Annotated in this window: 2 protein-coding genes; both read left to right on the forward strand. The window is 64.0% G+C overall.

Annotated elements, in window-relative coordinates; translation table 11 throughout:
- Position 1 precedes the first annotated feature (1 nt).
- Entirely contained in the window at positions 2 to 14,752 is a 14,751-nt protein-coding gene (locus ACVI9W_RS21475; protein WP_461531117.1) for a non-ribosomal peptide synthase/polyketide synthase, read from the forward strand.
- Positions 14,749 to 17,871 (forward strand): non-ribosomal peptide synthetase, encoded by a 3,123-nt coding sequence (locus ACVI9W_RS21480; protein WP_461531118.1) that lies wholly within the window; start codon positions 14,749 to 14,751, stop codon positions 17,869 to 17,871. Before ACVI9W_RS21475 ends, ACVI9W_RS21480 begins: the two co-directional genes overlap by 4 nt.
- The last annotated feature ends 96 nt before the right edge of the window (positions 17,872 to 17,967 follow it).

Here is a 17,967-nt window from a genome sequence, read left to right on the forward strand (position 1 = left end):
CATGCGTAATGAAGAACAACTGGCCCTGGTCCAACGCTTCGTCCGTTTGCCGTTGGCGCAGCGCAAGGCCTTCCTGGAAAAGCTCGGTGCCAAAGGCATGAGCCTGGCGCAGTTGCCCATTGCGCCGGTCAGCGAGGGTGTGCAGAGCTTGCCGCTGTCTTACGCACAACAGCGTCAGTGGTTTCTCTGGAAGTACGAGCCGGCAAGCCCGGCCTATCACATTCCGGTGGCGTTGCGCCTGCGCGGGCCGTTGAACTTCGACGCCCTGCAGGCGGCCTTCAACGACCTGGTGGCGCGTCATGCGGCCTTGCGCACTCGCTTTGTCGAGCAGCAAGGGCATGCGTTGCAGGTGATCGAGGCGCAGGCCGAAGTGGCGATCGAACGCAGTGAGGGCGGGTTCGACGATGCGCTGGATCAACCGCAGGCACTGGCGGCGTTCATTGAAGGGCAAACCCGGCGTCTGTTCGACCTGGCCTCGGGCCCGCTGTTGCGCGTTCACCTGCGCACGCTCGGCGCTGACGATCACCTGTTGGTGCTGACCGTGCATCACATCGTTGCCGATGGTGCCTCGATGCCGGTGATGGTCCGCGAGTTGAGCGCCTGCTACGAAGCCCGTAGCCAGGGACAGTCCGCGACGTTGCCGGCGCTGCCTGTTCAGTACGCCGATTACGCACTGTGGCAGCGCAGCTGGATGGAAGCCGGCGAGCAACAACGGCAACTGGCGTACTGGTGCGAACAGTTGCAGGGCGATCAGCCGGTGCTGGAGTTGCCGTTGGACCGTGCGCGTCCGCTAAGTCGCGACGGCCGGGGCGATAGCCGCCAGGTGCAGCTGCCTCTTGAACTGCTGAACGCGCTCAGGCAATTGGCGCAACGTCAGGGGGTGAGCCTGTTCGTGTTGATGATGGCCGCGTTCCAGACCCTGCTGCACCGTTACAGCGGGCAGCAGGAGATCTGCGTCGGTGTGCCCTTTGCCAATCGCAACCGTGTGGAGACGCAGGGGCTGGTTGGTTTTTTCGTTAATACCCAGATCCTGCGCGGACGCTTCGATAGCCGTGCGCGTTTCACCGATGTACTGGCGCAGATGGGCCAGACCGCCATTGAGGCTCAGCGCTATCAGGATCTACCGTTCGACCTGTTGGTCGAAGCCTTGCAGCCCGAACGCAGCACTCGCCACAACCCGTTGTTCCAGGTCATGTTCAACTACCAGCATGACCAGGCGGGTGGCGCCAGTGGTCGTCGTTTCTCCGGGCTGGGCATCGAGGGCGTGCAATGGCAGAACCGCTCCGCGCAGTTCGACCTCAGCCTGGATATCGTCGAGGCCGAGCAGTCACTCACTGGCAGCTTTATCTTTGCCACCGATGTATTCGAAGCGGCCACCATCGAGCGCATGATGCAGCACTGGCAAACGATGCTGTGGGCGATCGTCGATCAGCCTCAGCGCAGCATCGGTGAGCTGCCGATGGTGTCCGCGGCGCAGCAGCAAGTCATCGTCCAGGACTTGAACCCGACAGTGGCCAGCCACGCCAGCCAGGTTTGCCTGCATGAGCAGATTGCCGAACAGGCTGCGCGCACGCCGCAGGCTGTGGCCTTGGTCTTTGAAGGGCAGCACCTGAGCTATGCCCAGCTCAACGCGCGGGCCAACCGTCTGGCTCACCGGCTGATCGCCGCCGGGGTTGGCCCGGAGAGCCGGGTCGGTCTGGCGGCCGAGCGTTCGCTGGAGCTGGTGGTCGGTTTGCTGGCGATCCTCAAGGCGGGCGGCGCCTACGTGCCGCTGGACCCGATGTACCCGGCCCAGCGTCTGGAGTACATGATCCAGGACAGCGGCATCAGCTTGCTGTTGAGCCAACCGGGTCTGAACTTGCCAGTGTTTGACGGTCCGTGCCTGAGCCTGGACGAGGACCTGCAGGGCTTCAGTGACGCCGATCCGAAGGTGAACATGAGCCCGGACAACCTGGCCTATATCATCTACACCTCGGGCTCGACCGGGCAGCCGAAGGGCGCCTTGCTCAGCCACCACAACGTGCAACGGCTGTTCGCGGCCACCGGGCAGTGGTTCGCCTTCGACAGCCGCGACACCTGGACCCTGTTCCATTCCTACGCCTTCGACTTCTCGGTCTGGGAAATCTTCGGCGCGCTGCTGCATGGCGGTCGGTTGGTGATCGTGCCGTATCTGGTCAGCCGTTCACCGGAAGACTTCCATCAGTTGCTGATCGATGAGCAGGTGACGGTGCTCAACCAGACACCGTCGGCGTTCCGCCAGTTGATGCATGTGGCCTGTGCCGATCCACGCGAGCATTCGCTGCGCGCAGTGGTATTCGGTGGAGAGGCGTTGGATGTGCAGGGCCTGCGTCCCTGGTTCGAACGCTTCGGCGACGCACCGACGCGGCTGATCAACATGTATGGCATCACCGAAACCACCGTGCATGTGACTTACCGGCCACTGTCCTGGACGGACCTCGACAGCGGTGCGGCCAGCCCGATCGGTCTACCGATTCCCGACCTGTCCTGGTACGTGCTGGATGCCGAACTGAATCCGGTGCCGGCCGGTTGCGTGGGTGAGCTGTATGTCGGTCGTGCCGGTTTGGCGCGGGGTTATCTGAACCGTGGCGACCTCAGCGGCGCACGTTTTATTCCCGATCCCTTCGGTGCAGAGGGTGGTCGTCTGTACCGTACCGGTGATCTGGCCCGTTACTGCGCCGATGGCGCGGTGGAATACATCGGTCGCCTGGATCAGCAAGTGAAAATCCGTGGCTTCCGTATCGAGCTGGGCGAAATCGAAGCCCGTTTGCAGGCGATGGAGCAAGTACGCGAAGCGGTGGTACTGGCCGAAGACGGCCGTCTGCTGGCTTACGTGGTACCAACGGCAGAGGACGCGGGCTTGCGCGAAACGTTGCAGGCGCAACTCAAAGCCGACCTGCCGGATTACATGGTGCCCGCGCACTGGCAATTCCTCAGCGTGTTGCCGCTGACCGCCAACGGCAAGCTCGACCGCAAGGCCTTGCCGCGCCCGGACGCGGCGCAATCGCAACAGACCTACGTGGCGCCGGTGGGCGAGATCGAGGAGCAAATCGCCGCGATCTGGCAGGAGGTGCTCGGCGTCGAGCAGGTCGGGGTCAACGACAACTTCTTCGAACTGGGCGGCGATTCCATCGTCTCCATCCAGGTGGTCAGCCGCGCCCGCCAGGCGGGAATTCGCTTCACCCCCAAAGACCTGTTCCAGCACCAGACCGTGCAAGGCCTGGCCTCGGTGGCGCAGACCGGTGAGGCAGCTCAGATCGTCCAGGCGGCGGCCGAGGGTGATCTGGCGTTGCTGCCGATCCAGCAGCAGTTTTTCCAGGACGTGGTTGCTAGCCGTCATCACTTCAACCAGTCGGTGTTGCTGCAAGCGCGTGAAACCTTGCAGGTCCCTGCGCTGGAAACAGCCTTGGCGGCACTCTGGTCGCATCACGACGCCTTGCGCCTGCGTTTTAGCGAAGCGCGCGACGGCTGGTGTGGCCGTTACAGCGATGCGGCGGCGCCGAGTGATCTGCTGTGGCAGGTGACGGTGGCCGATGCCCAGGCTCTTGAGGCCGAGGGCGAACTGGCCCAGCGCAGTCTGGATCTGAGTGCCGGGCCGCTGTTGCGCGCGGTGCTGATGAACCTTGGCGACGGCAGCCAGCGCTTGCTGCTGGTGATCCATCACCTGGCGGTGGACGGGGTGTCGTGGCGGATTCTGCTGGAAGATTTGCACAGCGCCTACGAACAGGCCTGCGCCGGGCAACAGCCGCTGTTGCCGGCACGCACCAGTTCGGTGAAGGCCTGGGCTGAGCGTTTGCAGCAGTACGCTCGCGAAGGGGCGCTGGCCGAGGAACTGGTGTATTGGCGTGAACAACTGCATGGCGTGTCGAACGACTGGCCGCAGTGCAACAGCCAGGGCTCACTGGACAAACGCCATGCCGCCAGCGTCGACACGCGCCTTGACGCACAGGCAACACGGCAGCTGCTCAAGGAGGCCCCGGCGGCCTATCGCACCCAGGTCAACGACTTGCTGCTGACCGCGCTGGCCCGGGTCATCGGGCAATGGACCGGCAACCCGCGCACCTTGCTGCAACTGGAAGGCCACGGTCGTGAAGACCTGTTCGAGGACATCGACCTGACTCGTACCGTTGGCTGGTTCACCAGCCTGTTTCCGCTGCGCCTGAGCGTCTGCGACGACCTGCGCAGCTCGATCCTGCAGGTCAAGGAACAGCTGCGCGCGCTGCCGAACAAAGGTCTGGGCTATGGCGTGTTGCGTCACCTGGGCAATGCCGAGCAGCAGGCGGCCTTGCAAGGTATGGCGCAGGGACGCATTACCTTCAACTACCTGGGGCAGTTCGACTCCAGTTTCGATGCTCACAGCAATGCCCTGTTGCGTCCGGCCACTGAGGCCCGCGGTTCGGAAATCGGCAGTGCGGCGCAATTGGCCAACTGGTTGTCGATCAATGGTCAGGTCTATGGCGGTGAGCTGACCCTGAGCTGGACCTTCAGCCGCGAAATGTTTGCCGAGGCTACGGTGCAGGCGTTGGCCGATGCCTTTGCGCTCGAATTGCGCGCGCTGATTGCGCACTGCTGCGACCCGGCCCAGGGCGGTGTGTCGCCCTCTGACTTCGCCCTCGCGCGTTTGCCCCAGGCAACCCTGGACACGCTGCCCGTACCGGCGCGGGAGATCGACGATCTGTACCCGCTGTCGCCGATGCAGCAAGGCATGCTGTTCCACTCGTTGTACGAACAGGCCGGTGGCGACTACATCAACCAGGTCCGTGTGGATATCCACGGCCTTGATCCGCAGCGGTTCCAGCAGGCCTGGCAGGCGGCGGTCGATCGCCATGACATCCTGCGCACCGGGTTCGTCTGGGAGGGGCTAGAGCAGCCGCTGCAAGTGGTGCGCAAGCAGGCCCGCGTGGCCTTCGAACTCATCGAAGCGCCAGGACTGAGCGAAACTGAACTCGGCAGCCTGGCGCAGGCGCACAAACACGGCTTCGACCTGGGGCGCGATGCCTTGTTGCGGCTGTTACTGGTGCGCACGGGTGAGCACACGCACCACCTGATCTACACCCATCACCACATCCTGATGGACGGCTGGAGCAATGCGCAGTTGCTCGGCGAAGTGCTGCAGCACTACCACGGCCACGGGCTGTCGAGCACCACGGGTCGTTATCGGGATTACCTGGCCTGGTTGCAGCAGCGCGATGGCGAGGCCGCGCGCAGCTTCTGGCAGAACCAGCTCAATACCCTGGATGAGCCGGTCCGTCTGGCCGAGGCCTTGCTGCCTGACACCCTTGGCGAAGGCCAGGGCGATCGGGTGCACCAGGCCAGTGATGCGCTGTTCCAGCGCCTGCAGCATTTTGCCCGGCAAACGCGGGTTACCCTCAACACGGTGCTGCAGGGCGCCTGGCTGTTGCTGTTGCAGCGCTACAGTGGCAAATCGACCGTTGCCTTCGGCGCCACGGTGGCGGGGCGTCCGACCGAACTCAATGGTATCGAGCGGCAGATCGGGCTGTTCATCAACACTTTGCCGATCATCGAAAGCCCCTCGGCCGAACTGCAGTTGGGCACCTGGCTGGAACGTCTGCAGAACCTCAACCTGGCCTTGCGTGAGTATGAGCACACGCCGCTGGCAGACCTGCAGCGTTGGGCCGGCTTCAACGGCCAGCCACTGTTCGACACCAACCTGGTGTTCGAGAACTACCCGGTATCGCAAGCCTTGAGCGCCAGTGAAGGCACCCCTGTCAGCTTCTCTGGCCTGCGCAGCCATGAACAAAGCAGCTTCCCGTTGACCCTGATCGTCACCTGCGACGACGCGCTGCGACTGCACCTGCGTTATCAACGTGGCCTGTTCAGCGAGACGCAGATCGCCACCCTGATGGTTAACCTTGAACAGTTGCTCGACAGCCTGGTTCACGCCAGCGTTGACACACCGCTGGGTGAGCTGGACATGCTCGGTGATCGTCGCCAGGACAGCCTGCGCGCGCTCAATCCTGCAGTGGTCAGCCACGCCAGCGAGGTTTGCCTGCATGAGCAGATTGCCGCTCAGGCGGCCCGCACGCCGCAGGCTGTGGCGTTGGTCTTTGAAGCGCAGCACCTGAGCTATGCCCAGCTCAACGCGAAGGCCAACCGCCTGGCTCATCGCCTGATCGCCGCCGGGGTCGGCCCGGAGAGCCGCGTCGGTTTGGCTGCCGAGCGTTCGCTGGAACTGGTGGTCGGCTTGCTGGCGATTCTCAAGGCGGGCGGCGCCTATGTGCCGCTGGACCCGATGTACCCGGCCCAGCGTTTGGAATACATGATCCAGGACAGCGGCATCAGCCTGCTGTTGAGCCAGCCGGGTCTGAACTTGCCAGTATTTGACGGTCCGTGCCTGAGCCTGGACGAGGACCTGCAGGGCTACAGCGACGCCGATCCGCAGGTGAGCATGAGCCCGGACAACCTGGCCTACATCATCTACACCTCGGGCTCGACCGGGCAGCCGAAGGGGGCGCTACTCAGCCACCACAACGTGCAACGGCTGTTCGCGGCCACCGGGCAGTGGTTCGCCTTCGACAGCCGCGACACCTGGACCCTGTTCCATTCCTACGCCTTCGACTTCTCGGTCTGGGAAATCTTCGGCGCGCTGCTGCACGGTGGCCGGTTGGTGATCGTGCCGTACCTGGTCAGCCGTTCACCGGAAGACTTCCATCAGTTGCTGATCGACGAGCAAGTGACGGTGCTCAACCAGACGCCGTCGGCGTTCCGTCAGTTGATGCATGTAGCTTGTGCCGATCCACGCGAGCATTCGCTGCGCGCAGTGGTGTTCGGCGGTGAGGCCTTGGACGTGCAGGGCCTGCGCCCCTGGTTCGAACGCTTCGGCGACGCACCGACACGTTTGATCAACATGTATGGCATCACCGAAACCACGGTGCACGTGACCTACCGGCCGTTGTCCTGGGCCGACCTCGACAGCGGTGCTGCAAGCCCCATCGGTCTGCCGATTCCCGATTTGTCCTGGTACGTGCTGGATGCCGAGCTGAACCCGGTGCCGGCCGGTTGCGTGGGTGAGCTGTATGTCGGCCGTGCCGGTCTGGCGCGCGGCTACCTGAACCGTGGCGACCTCAGTGGCGCACGCTTTATCCCTGATCCCTTCGATACAGATGGCGGCCGCCTGTACCGCACCGGCGACCTGGCCCGTTACTGCGCCGATGGCGCGGTCGAATACATCGGGCGCCTGGATCAGCAAGTGAAAATCCGTGGCTTCCGTATCGAACTGGGCGAAATCGAGGCTCGTCTGCAAGCCATGCAGCAGGTGCGCGAAGCGGTGGTACTGGCCGAAGACGGCCGTCTGCTGGCTTACGTGGTACCAACGGCAGAGGACGCGGGCTTGCGCGAAACGTTGCAGGCGCAACTCAAGGCCGACCTGCCGGATTACATGGTACCCGCGCACTGGCAATTCCTCAGCGTGTTGCCGCTGACCGCCAACGGCAAGCTTGACCGCAAGGCCTTGCCGCGCCTGGACGCGGCGCAATCGCAACAGACCTACGTGGCGCCAGTGGGCGAGATCGAGAAGCAAATCGCAGCGATCTGGCAGGAAGTGCTCGGCGTCGAGCAGGTCGGGGTCAACGACAACTTCTTCGAACTGGGCGGCGACTCCATCGTCTCCATCCAGGTGGTCAGCCGCGCCCGTCAGGCGGGAATTCGCTTCACCCCCAAAGACCTGTTCCAGCACCAGACCGTGCAAGGCCTGGCCTCGGTGGCGCAGACCGGTGAGGCAGTACAGATCGTCCAGGCCGCGGCCGAGGGTGAGCTGGCGTTGCTGCCGATCCAGCAGCAGTTTTTCCAGGACGTGGTTGCTAGCCGTCATCACTTCAACCAGTCGGTGTTGCTGCAAGCGCGTGAAGCCTTGCAGGTCCCTGCGCTGGAAACAGCCTTGGCGGCACTCTGGTCGCATCACGACGCCTTGCGCCTGCGTTTTAGCGAAGCGCGCGACGGCTGGTGTGGCCGTTACAGCGATGCGGCGGCGCCGAGTGACCTGCTGTGGCAGGTGACGGTGGCCAATGCCCAGGCCCTTGAGGCCGAGGGCGAACTGGCTCAGCGCAGCCTGGATCTGAGTGCCGGGCCGCTGTTGCGCGCGGTGCTGATGAACCTGGCCGACGGCAGCCAGCGCTTGTTGCTGGTGATCCATCACCTGGCGGTGGACGGGGTGTCGTGGCGGATTTTGCTGGAGGATTTGCACAGCGCCTACGAACAGGCCTGCGCGGGGCAACAGCCGCTGTTGCCAGCACGCACCAGTTCGGTGAAGGCCTGGGCTGAGCGCTTGCAGCAGTATGCCCGCGAGGGTGCGCTGCAAGAAGAACTCGGTTACTGGCAGTCTCAGGTCCAGGATATCGACACCACGCTGCCTTGCGACGCGCCGGACGCGGGCTTGCAGATTCGTCATGCCGGCAGCGTCCACAGTCGTCTGGATGCGCGCCTTACCGGCCAGTTGTTGCAGGACGCTCCCGCCGCCTACCGGACCCAGGTCAATGACTTGCTGCTGACGGCGCTGGCCCGCGTGATTGCCAGGTGGACCGGGCGTGACGAGGTGATGGTGCAACTGGAAGGCCACGGCCGCGAGGACCTGTTCGAAGACATCGACCTGACCCGCACCGTCGGCTGGTTCACCAGCCTGTTCCCGCTGCGCTTGAGTGTTGCCGAGGATCTGCCAGGCTCGATCCTGCAGGTCAAGGAACGCCTGCGCGCCGTGCCTAACAAAGGCGTGGGCTATGGTGTCTTGCGCCATCTGGGCAGCACTGAGCAACAGGCGCTGCTCAGCCGCATGCCACAACCGCGGATCACCTTCAATTACCTGGGGCAGTTCGACGCCTCGTTCCAGGGCCAGACCGGCGCCTTCCTGCCTGCCGCTGAAGCCCACGGGCTGGAGGTGGGCGAAGACGCACCACTGGGCAACTGGCTGTCAGTCAATGGCCAGGTCTATGGCGGTGAACTGAGCCTGAGCTGGACCTTCAGCCGCGAAATGTTCGCCGAGGCTACGGTGCAGGCGCTGGCCGATGCCTTTGCGCTCGAATTGCGCGCGCTGATTGCGCACTGCTGCGACCCGGCCCAGGGCGGCGTGTCGCCTTCGGACTTCCCGCTGGCACAGCTGAGTCAGGCGACGTTGCACAAACTGCCAGTGCCGGCGCGGCAGATCGAGGACCTGTATCCGCTGTCGCCGATGCAGCAAGGCATGTTGTTCCACTCACTGTACGAGCAGGCGGGCGGTGACTACATCAACCAGGTGCGCCTGGACATTCACGGTCTCGACCCGCTGCGCTTCGAACAGGCCTGGCAGGCGGCGTTCGACCGTCACGACATCCTGCGCACCGGCTTTGTCTGGGAGGGCCTTGAGCAGCCATTGCAGGTAGTGCGCAAGCAGGTAAAGGTGCCGCTACGACTGCTCGATGGGCGCCCTGAAGCTGCTCTTGAACAGTATCTGGACCGTGTTGCGCAGGACGAACTGAACGCCGGCTTCGACCTGGCGGCGGCACCCTTGTTGCGCCTGGTGCTGGTACGCAACGGTGAGGACAGCTGGCATGTGATCTACACCAACCATCACATTCTGATGGATGGCTGGAGCAACGCGCGCCTGCTCGGTGAAGTGCTGCAACGTTATGCCGGTGACGCGCCGCCACGCCATCCAGGCCGCTACCGTGACTACATTGGCTGGCTGGCCGCTCAGGATGTCGAGCAGGATCGTCGTTTCTGGCAAGCTGAACTGGCTGATCTGGCCGAGCCTGCACTGCTGGCTGCCGCTGTCGGCACCGGGGCCACTGGCGACAGTGGCTATGACGAACGCCACCTGCGCCTGAGTGTCGAGCAGACCGCACAGCTGGCCGAGTGTGCCCGTGCACTGAAGATCACGGTCAACACCCTGGTCCAGGGCGCCTGGGCCATTCTCTTGCAGCGCTATCTGGGCCGCGATCAGGTGGTCTTCGGTGCCACGGTGGCCGGGCGGCCGACCGAGCTGCAAGGGGTCGAGGAGCAGATCGGGCTGTTTATCAACACGCTGCCGGTGCGTTTCGAGCACACTGGCAGCACACCGGTGCAGCAAGGCCTGCGTGAGTTGCAGGCACGTAACCTGAGTTTGCGCGAACATGAGCATTCGCCGCTGTTCGACATTCAGCGCTGGGCCGGGCAGGGCGGCGAGGCGTTGTTCGACACCTTGATGGTGTTCGAAAACTACCCGGTTTCCCAGGCCCTGGCAGCGGGCACGCCGAGCGGTCTGCGCTTCGGCGAGGTCGCCAATCGTGAGCAGAGTCACTATCCACTGACCCTGGTGGTCGGGCTCAGTGATCAATTGTCGGTCGAGATGCGTTACGACCGCGGCTGTTTTGCTCCGGGTGTGCTGGACAATCTGGTGAGCCATCTGGGCAACCTGCTGTTGTCCATGGTCCGCGCTGATGCCCGGACCCTGATCGGCCAGCTTGATCTGCTCGGTGATCAACGCACGGGGTTGATCGCGGCCATGAACCCGGCCGTGGTCAGCCACAGTACCCACGTCTGCCTGCATGAGCAGATTGCCGCGCAGGCTGCGCGCACGCCGCAGGCTGTGGCGTTGGTGTACGAGGGGCAGCAGCTGAGTTATGCCCAGCTCAACGCAAGGGCCAACCGCTTGGCTCACCGCCTGACCGCCGCCGGGGTCGGCCCGGAGAGCCGTGTCGGTCTGGCGGCCGAGCGTTCGCTGGAACTGGTGGTCGGCTTGCTGGCGATTCTCAAGGCGGGCGGCGCCTATGTGCCGCTGGACCCGATGTACCCGGCCCAGCGCCTGGAGTACATGATCCAGGACAGCGGCATCAGCCTGCTGTTGAGCCAGCCGGGTCTGAACTTGCCAGTGTTTGACGGTCCGTGCCTGAGCCTGGACGAGGACCTGCAGGACTTCAGCGATGCCGATCCGCAGGTGAGCATGAGTCCGGATAACCTGGCCTATATCATCTACACCTCGGGCTCGACCGGGCAGCCGAAGGGGGCGCTACTCAGCCACCACAACGTGCAACGGCTGTTCGCCGCCACCGGGCAATGGTTCGCCTTCGACAGCAGCGACACCTGGACCCTGTTCCATTCCTACGCCTTCGACTTCTCGGTCTGGGAGATCTTCGGCGCGCTGCTGCACGGTGGTCGGTTGGTGATCGTGCCGTATCTGGTCAGCCGTTCACCGGAAGACTTCCATCAGTTGCTGATCGATGAGCAGGTGACGGTGCTCAACCAGACACCGTCGGCGTTCCGCCAGTTGATGCATGTGGCCTGTGCCGATCCACGCGAGCACAGCCTGCGGGCGGTGGTGTTCGGTGGTGAAGCCCTGGATGTGCAGGGCCTGCGCCCCTGGTTCGAACGCTTCGGTGACGCACCGACACGCTTGATCAACATGTATGGCATCACCGAAACCACCGTGCATGTGACTTACCGGCCGCTGTCCTGGGCGGACCTTGACAGCGGTGCGGCCAGCCCGATCGGCCTGCCGATTCCCGACCTGTCCTGGTACGTGCTGGATGCCGAGCTGAACCCGGTGCCGGCGGGTTGCGTGGGTGAGCTGTATGTCGGTCGTGCCGGTCTGGCGCGAGGCTACCTGAACCGTGGCGACCTCAGCGGCGCACGCTTTATCCCCGATCCCTTCGGTGCAGAGGGTGGTCGTCTGTACCGCACGGGCGACCTGGCCCGTTACTGCGCCGATGGCGCGGTGGAATACATCGGTCGCCTGGATCAGCAAGTGAAAATCCGTGGCTTCCGTATCGAGCTGGGCGAAATCGAAGCCCGCCTGCAGGCGATGGAGCAAGTGCGCGAAGCGGTGGTGCTGGCCGAAGACGGCCGTCTGCTGGCTTACGTGGTGCCAACGGTAGAGGAAGCGGGCTTGCGCGAAACGTTGCAGGCGCAACTCAAGGCCGACCTGCCGGATTACATGGTGCCTGCACACTGGCAGTTCCTCAGCGTGTTGCCGCTGACCGCCAACGGCAAGCTCGACCGCAAGGCCTTGCCGCGCCCGGACGCGGCGCAATCGCAACAGACCTACGTGGCGCCGGTGGGCGAGATCGAGAAGCAAATCGCCGCGATCTGGCAGGAGGTGCTCGGCGTCGAACAGGTCGGGGTCAACGACAACTTCTTCGAACTGGGCGGTCATTCGTTGCTGGCCACCCAGGTGGTTGCGCGCTGCCGTGACTGCTTGCCTGTTCAGGTGCAATTGCGTGATCTGTTCAGTCATCCGCAGCTGGCTGATCTGGCCGCCCACGTGAATGCACAACGGGCACCGTTGGTCAGCCGCTATCCACGGCTGCAGCGCCAGACGTTCGTCGGTGAGGCGCCGCTGTCCTTGGCCCAGCGTCGTTTGTGGGTGGTCGAGCAGCTCTCAGGTGCAGGCGCCGCGTATGGCATGCCGCTGGCCTTGCGCTTGCACGGTGAGCTGTCGACCGAGCATCTAATGCGCAGCCTGACGCTGATCGTTGCCCGTCACGATGTGCTGCGCACCGCCTACCTGCAGAATGATGACGGCGACCCGGTGGCGTTGATCCATCCGCAGATCGAGCTGAATGTTCCGCTGGTCGACCTGTCGATGCTGAGCCGGGCGCAGCAGGAGCACCAGGTGGCCGAAGATGCCTTGGCCAATGCCTGCCTGGCAATCGATCTGGAGCAGGCACCGCTGTGGCGCGCACGTATCCTGCGCCTGTCCGCTGATGAGCACGTGTTGCTGTTCTCCATGCACCACATCATCTCCGATGGTTGGTCGATGGGCGTGCTGGTCAACGAACTGGTGACCTTGTATGCCCAGCTGCAACAAGGCCAGGCGCCGCAGCTGGCACCGTTGCCGATCCAGTATGCCGACTATGCGTCCTGGCAGGCGCAGTTGCAGGACAGCGGTGTGCTGGGCCAGCAGGCCGATTTCTGGCGCACCACGCTGGATGGCTGCAGCGGTCAGTTGGCCTTGCCCGGCGATTTCCCGCGGCCGGTCCGTGCCAGTCAGGAAGGTGGCCTGGTCTCGTTCGAACTGTCGGCGCCCTTGAGTCGACGCATCACCGCCATGGCGCGCCAAGCCGGGGTTACGCCCTATGTGGCCTTGCTGACCGCCTTCAGCATGTTCCTGCACCGCGTGTGCGGCAGTGATGACCTGGTCATCGGCGCCGACATCGCCGGACGTCATCAGCCGGAGCTGGAAGGTTTGATCGGCTTCTTCGTCAACGTCCTGCCGTTGCGCTCGCAGTTCCCTGCCAGCAGCAGCTTCCGCGAGCGCATGGCCCGCCTGCAAGCGATCACCCTGGATGCGCTCGAGCACCAGGACCTGCCGTTCGACCAGATCGTCGAGGCCGCCGCTGCTCCACGCTTGCCGGGTATGAACCCGCTGGTACAGGTGCTGTTCGTGATGAACAACCTGCCGAGCCGGGCCAGCAGTCTGAGCGGCATACGGGTCGAGGAACTGCCGCTGACCCAGGTGCACAGCAAGTTCGACATGGCGCTGTTCATGAGCGAGCAGGGCGAGTGCCTGAGTGGGGTCTGGCAGTACGCCGCGTCGCTGTTCAAACAAGAAACCATCGAATCCTTCGTGAAGGCCTGGATTGCCATCCTCGAACAGATTACTGCCGATCAGGCAGCCACAGTGGGAGATATCGACATGGCTCTAGCCAGCAGCGCAGTGCCACCGGCCAACCCGGGCAAAAAGGACAAGGTCGACAAGTTGGGCAAGTTCCTGAAAAAGGCCGCCAGCCCGGCCCGTCCTGCCAACACCAGCGTGCGCGAGTATCGGCTGCTACCAGCGCAGAGCTTTCCCTTGGTGATGGAGCCGACGGACCCGGGCGTCGACCTGGTTCAGTGGGTCAACGAGCATCGTGACGAGATCGAGCGCAAGTTGGTCGAACATGCCGGCATTCTCTTCCGCGGTTTTGACGTCAGTGGCATTGAAGGCTTCGAAGCCTTTGCCGAGGCGGTCCAGCCGGGGTTGTACGGGCAGTACGGCGACTTGCCGAAGAAGGAAGGCGGCAAGAACACCTACCGTTCCACGCCGTACCCGGAGCAGAAAATGATCCTGTTCCACAACGAGAGTTCGCACCAGGACCGCTGGCCGCGCAAGCAGATGTTCTACTGCGAGCTGCCTTCACCTGTGGGCGGTGCGACACCGGTGGTCGATTGCCGGGTCATGTACCGGCAATTGCCGGCGCCGCTGCGCCAGACTCTGGAAGAGAAGGGCCTGCTTTACGTGCGCACCTTCACCGGCAACCTTGATGTGCCGTGGCAGCACTTCTTCAAGACCGAGGAGCGCAGCGAAGTTGAAGCGCGCTGCCGAGAAAGCGGCATCGAGTGGTCGTGGCTGGACGATGACGCCCTGCAGATTCGCACCTGGTGCCCGGCCATCATCAGTCATCCGCATACCGGCGAACGCTCGTTCTTCAACCAGGTGCAGTTGCATCACCCGTTCTGGCTCGACGCCGATGTGCGCGAAGATTTGTTGGCCCTGTTTGGTAATGATCGCCTGCCGCGAAACGTTTACTACGGAGATGGCAGCCCGATTGCCGAATCCGACCTGCAGTTGATCGGTGAACTGTACGAAGCCTGTGCGGTGCGCTTTGACTGGAGGAAGGGCGACATCATTCTGCTGGACAACATGCTCGTGGCCCACGCCCGCGATCCCTATGAGGGACCGCGCAAAATCGTGGTTGCCATGGGTGACATGGTGGAGCGGGTCGCCCTGGCCGAAACACGTCCGCGGGTGATCGATCCATCGGCGGACAAGGAGACAATCGACGCATGAGCACATTGCTACAGCAGCCCGTAGACACGGGTATGGCGCTGAGCCCGGAGCAGGCCGCCATCCTCCAGACGCGGCCGGCCTCGTGGGCGGCCGCCGCCCATACCCTGGTCATGAGCTTCGACGGCGTGCTGGATCCGGCGCGCCTGCAGCAGGCACTGGAACAGCTGTTGAGCAACCAGCAGGCGCTGGCACTGCAGCTCAAGGAAGTTGTCGGCTACCGAGGCTTGCGCCAGTTCTTCGCACCTGCCGCCATTGCGCCGTTGCAGTGGCAGCAGGGACCGGTCGATGAGTCGAGCCTGCAGGCCTGGCTGCAGCAGCCCTTTGATAGCCAGGCGGCGTTGCTGCGCATGGCTGCCTGGCAGGCACCCCAGGGCGGCACACTGGCCCTGGCCGTAGCGGCCTGCGCTTGCGACGAAGCGGGCCTGGCGTTGCTCCATGATCAGTTGCTGGCGGCCTATCAGGCCGGTGGCCAGGCGCCTGGAGCCGACGACGAGGCCAGTTTCAGTCAATACCTGCAATGGCGTGCCGAAGTGGCTCAGGACGAGGACGCCGACAGTGCCCGAGGCTGGTGGCAACAGCAGGCCCGGCAGGCGCACGCGAGCGCCGGGCCGGCGTTGGTCCAGGGGCCGGTTGCGACAGTCACGCAGTCGGGGATCGCCGGTATCGCCGAGTTGGCGGAGCGTCTTCAGCAGCCTGCGCAGCGTGTCCTGCAGGCGGCCTGGTACTGGCTGTTGGCGCGGGTCAGCGGGCAGCAAGCGTTGACTGTCGCCTGGCAACATGACGGACGTGAGGACTACGCGTACTTTGCCGATTGTGCCGGGGTGTTCAGCCACACATTGCCGTTGAACCTGCGCATCGACGCCGGGGAAACCTTCGGCAATTGGCTTGCGCGCCTGGGCAATGATCTGGACGAACAGATCACCTGGCAAGAGTACTGCCCGGCACCGGCAGCGCCGCTGTGGTTGCCTTTCCGCTATCAATCGCAACTGGCAGCAGTCAGCGGCGATGGGCTGCAGTGGCAAGCCCGATTGCTCGGGGCCGCAGGTGAACAGCGAGGTCTCACCCTGCAGGCGCTGCTTGACGATGCCGGTCAGGTCGCAGAACTGCGCCTGCACTATCCGCAACCCTATGCCGGGGCAGCGGCCATGCAGGCGCTGCTGGTGCAATACCGGACGTTGCTGGAACAACTGCTCGCACAGCCTCAGGTCACTTTCGCGGCGATGCACTTGCTGGCACCCGCCGAGCAGCAACGCCTGCTGGCGCAGGCCTGCGGTGCGCCGTTGGCGCGGGCGGCGCTGCTGGTGCCGCAGGCGATTGCCGATCAGGCCCGGGTGCACCGCGATGCCTTGGCAGTGGTCGAAGGCGGGCAGCAATGGCGGTATGGCCAGTTAATGGAGCACGCCGAGCGTGTCGCGGCCCGCTTGCAAGAGGCTGGGGTCGGTCGAGGTGATCGGGTCGCCCTGGCCTTGCCGCGTAGTGCCTCGTGGGTTATCGCCATGCTGGCCGTTTGGCGTTGTGGCGCCGCTTATGTTGCGCTCGACCGGCAATGGCCGATCCCGCGCCAATTGCAGATCATCGACCAGGCAGCGGTCCGTTGCGTGCTGGGCGATGTGCAAGCAGTCGGGGCGTTGGCACAGGCATCGGCACCGCTGCTTGAGCTGGAGCAGGCGCTAGCGTGTGCCGGTACCTTGCAGCCGGTAGCGGTCGAAGGGCACGACACGGCCTATGTACTGTTCACCTCCGGCTCTTCCGGCAGCCCCAAAGGGGTGGTGATCGAACACCGGCAGTTGGCCAACTATGTGGCGGCCGCCAGCGAGGCGCTGTCGCTTGAGCAATGCCGGCATTTTGCTTTTGGTTCCAGTGTGGCCGCTGACTTGGGGCACACCAGTCTGTTTGGTGCGTTGTACCAGGGCGCGACGCTGTATGTGGCCGACGACGCGACGATGCAGGATGCCGATGGCTTTGCCCGCTTTATTGATGCGCACGGCATTGACTGCCTGAAAATAGTGCCTTCACACCTGGCGGCCTTGCTCGAAGCGCAAGCGCCGCGCCTGCCGCAGACCCTGGTGCTGGGGGGCGAAACTGCGAGCCCGGCATTGCTTGAACGTGTGCTGCAGTTGCGTCCTGACCTGCGTCTGTTCAACCACTATGGTCCGACGGAAGCCACTGTGGGCGTGATGATTCACCGCATCACTGAGGCCGGGGGCGAGGTGCCTTTGACCCGCGTCCTGGCGAACAATCGTGTGTATGTGCTGGATGAGCACGGTCAGTTGTTGCCCAGCGGCATTGACGGTGAGCTGTACATCGGCGGCGACCAGCTTTGCGCGGGCTACCTCAATAGCCCTGAGGAGAGCGCTCAGGCCTTCATCGACGACCCCTTCAATCCAGGCCAGCGCCTGTACCGCACGGGGGATCGGGCTCGTTACCGCGCTGAAGGGGGGCTCACCTTGCTGGGGCGCATCGACCAGCAGATCAAGGTCCGCGGCATTCGTGTGGAGCCTGCGGAAATCGAGGCGAGCCTGCGTCAGGATGAGCAGGTGTCTGATGCCTTGGTACTGATGCATCAGGACGAGTTACTGGCCTTTGTGACCTCCAGTGCTGCGGACAGCGCCTTGCCATTGCTGGAGCAGCTGCGCGCCCGTTTGCCGCTTGCTCTGGTGCCCAGCCGGGTGCTGGTGCTCCAGCAATGGCCGCGTCTGGTCAACGGCAAGATCGATCGTCAGGCGCTGGTCGGCAATCTGTTGCCTCAGGCCGCCACTGCCTCCCGAGAAGCGCAGACCGCGCTGGAGCGTTGGCTGGTCGAGCGCATGAGCCAGTTGCTTGGCAGCAGGTCGCTGGGGGTCGAGGAGGATTTCTTTGCCGCCGGTGGACATTCGCTGCTGGTGATCAAGCTGGTGGCGGCGGTGCGCAAGTTGCTGCAGTGCGAGATACCGCCAGCGATTGTCTTTGACCATGCAAGCGCTGCGCAGTTGGCGCAGGCATTGCTGACGGTAGAGCCGGCAACGGGGCAGTTCGAACGTCTGGCCCAAGCGCGCTTGCGTCTTGATGGCATGAGTGAGCAGGAGAAGGCCGAACTCTTGGCCAAGGCGCGGATGCTCAAGCAAAACCAGTCGGCTTGAGGTTGGGTTGGGTTGGGTTGGATTGGGTTGCTGAGGCTGGGAGCTTATCCATTCGGTGTGGCGATGCTGCCGGCCCCTTCCGCCCTTACGGCGGCC

This window comes from Pseudomonas sp. 210_17 TE3656, assembly GCF_054821965.1.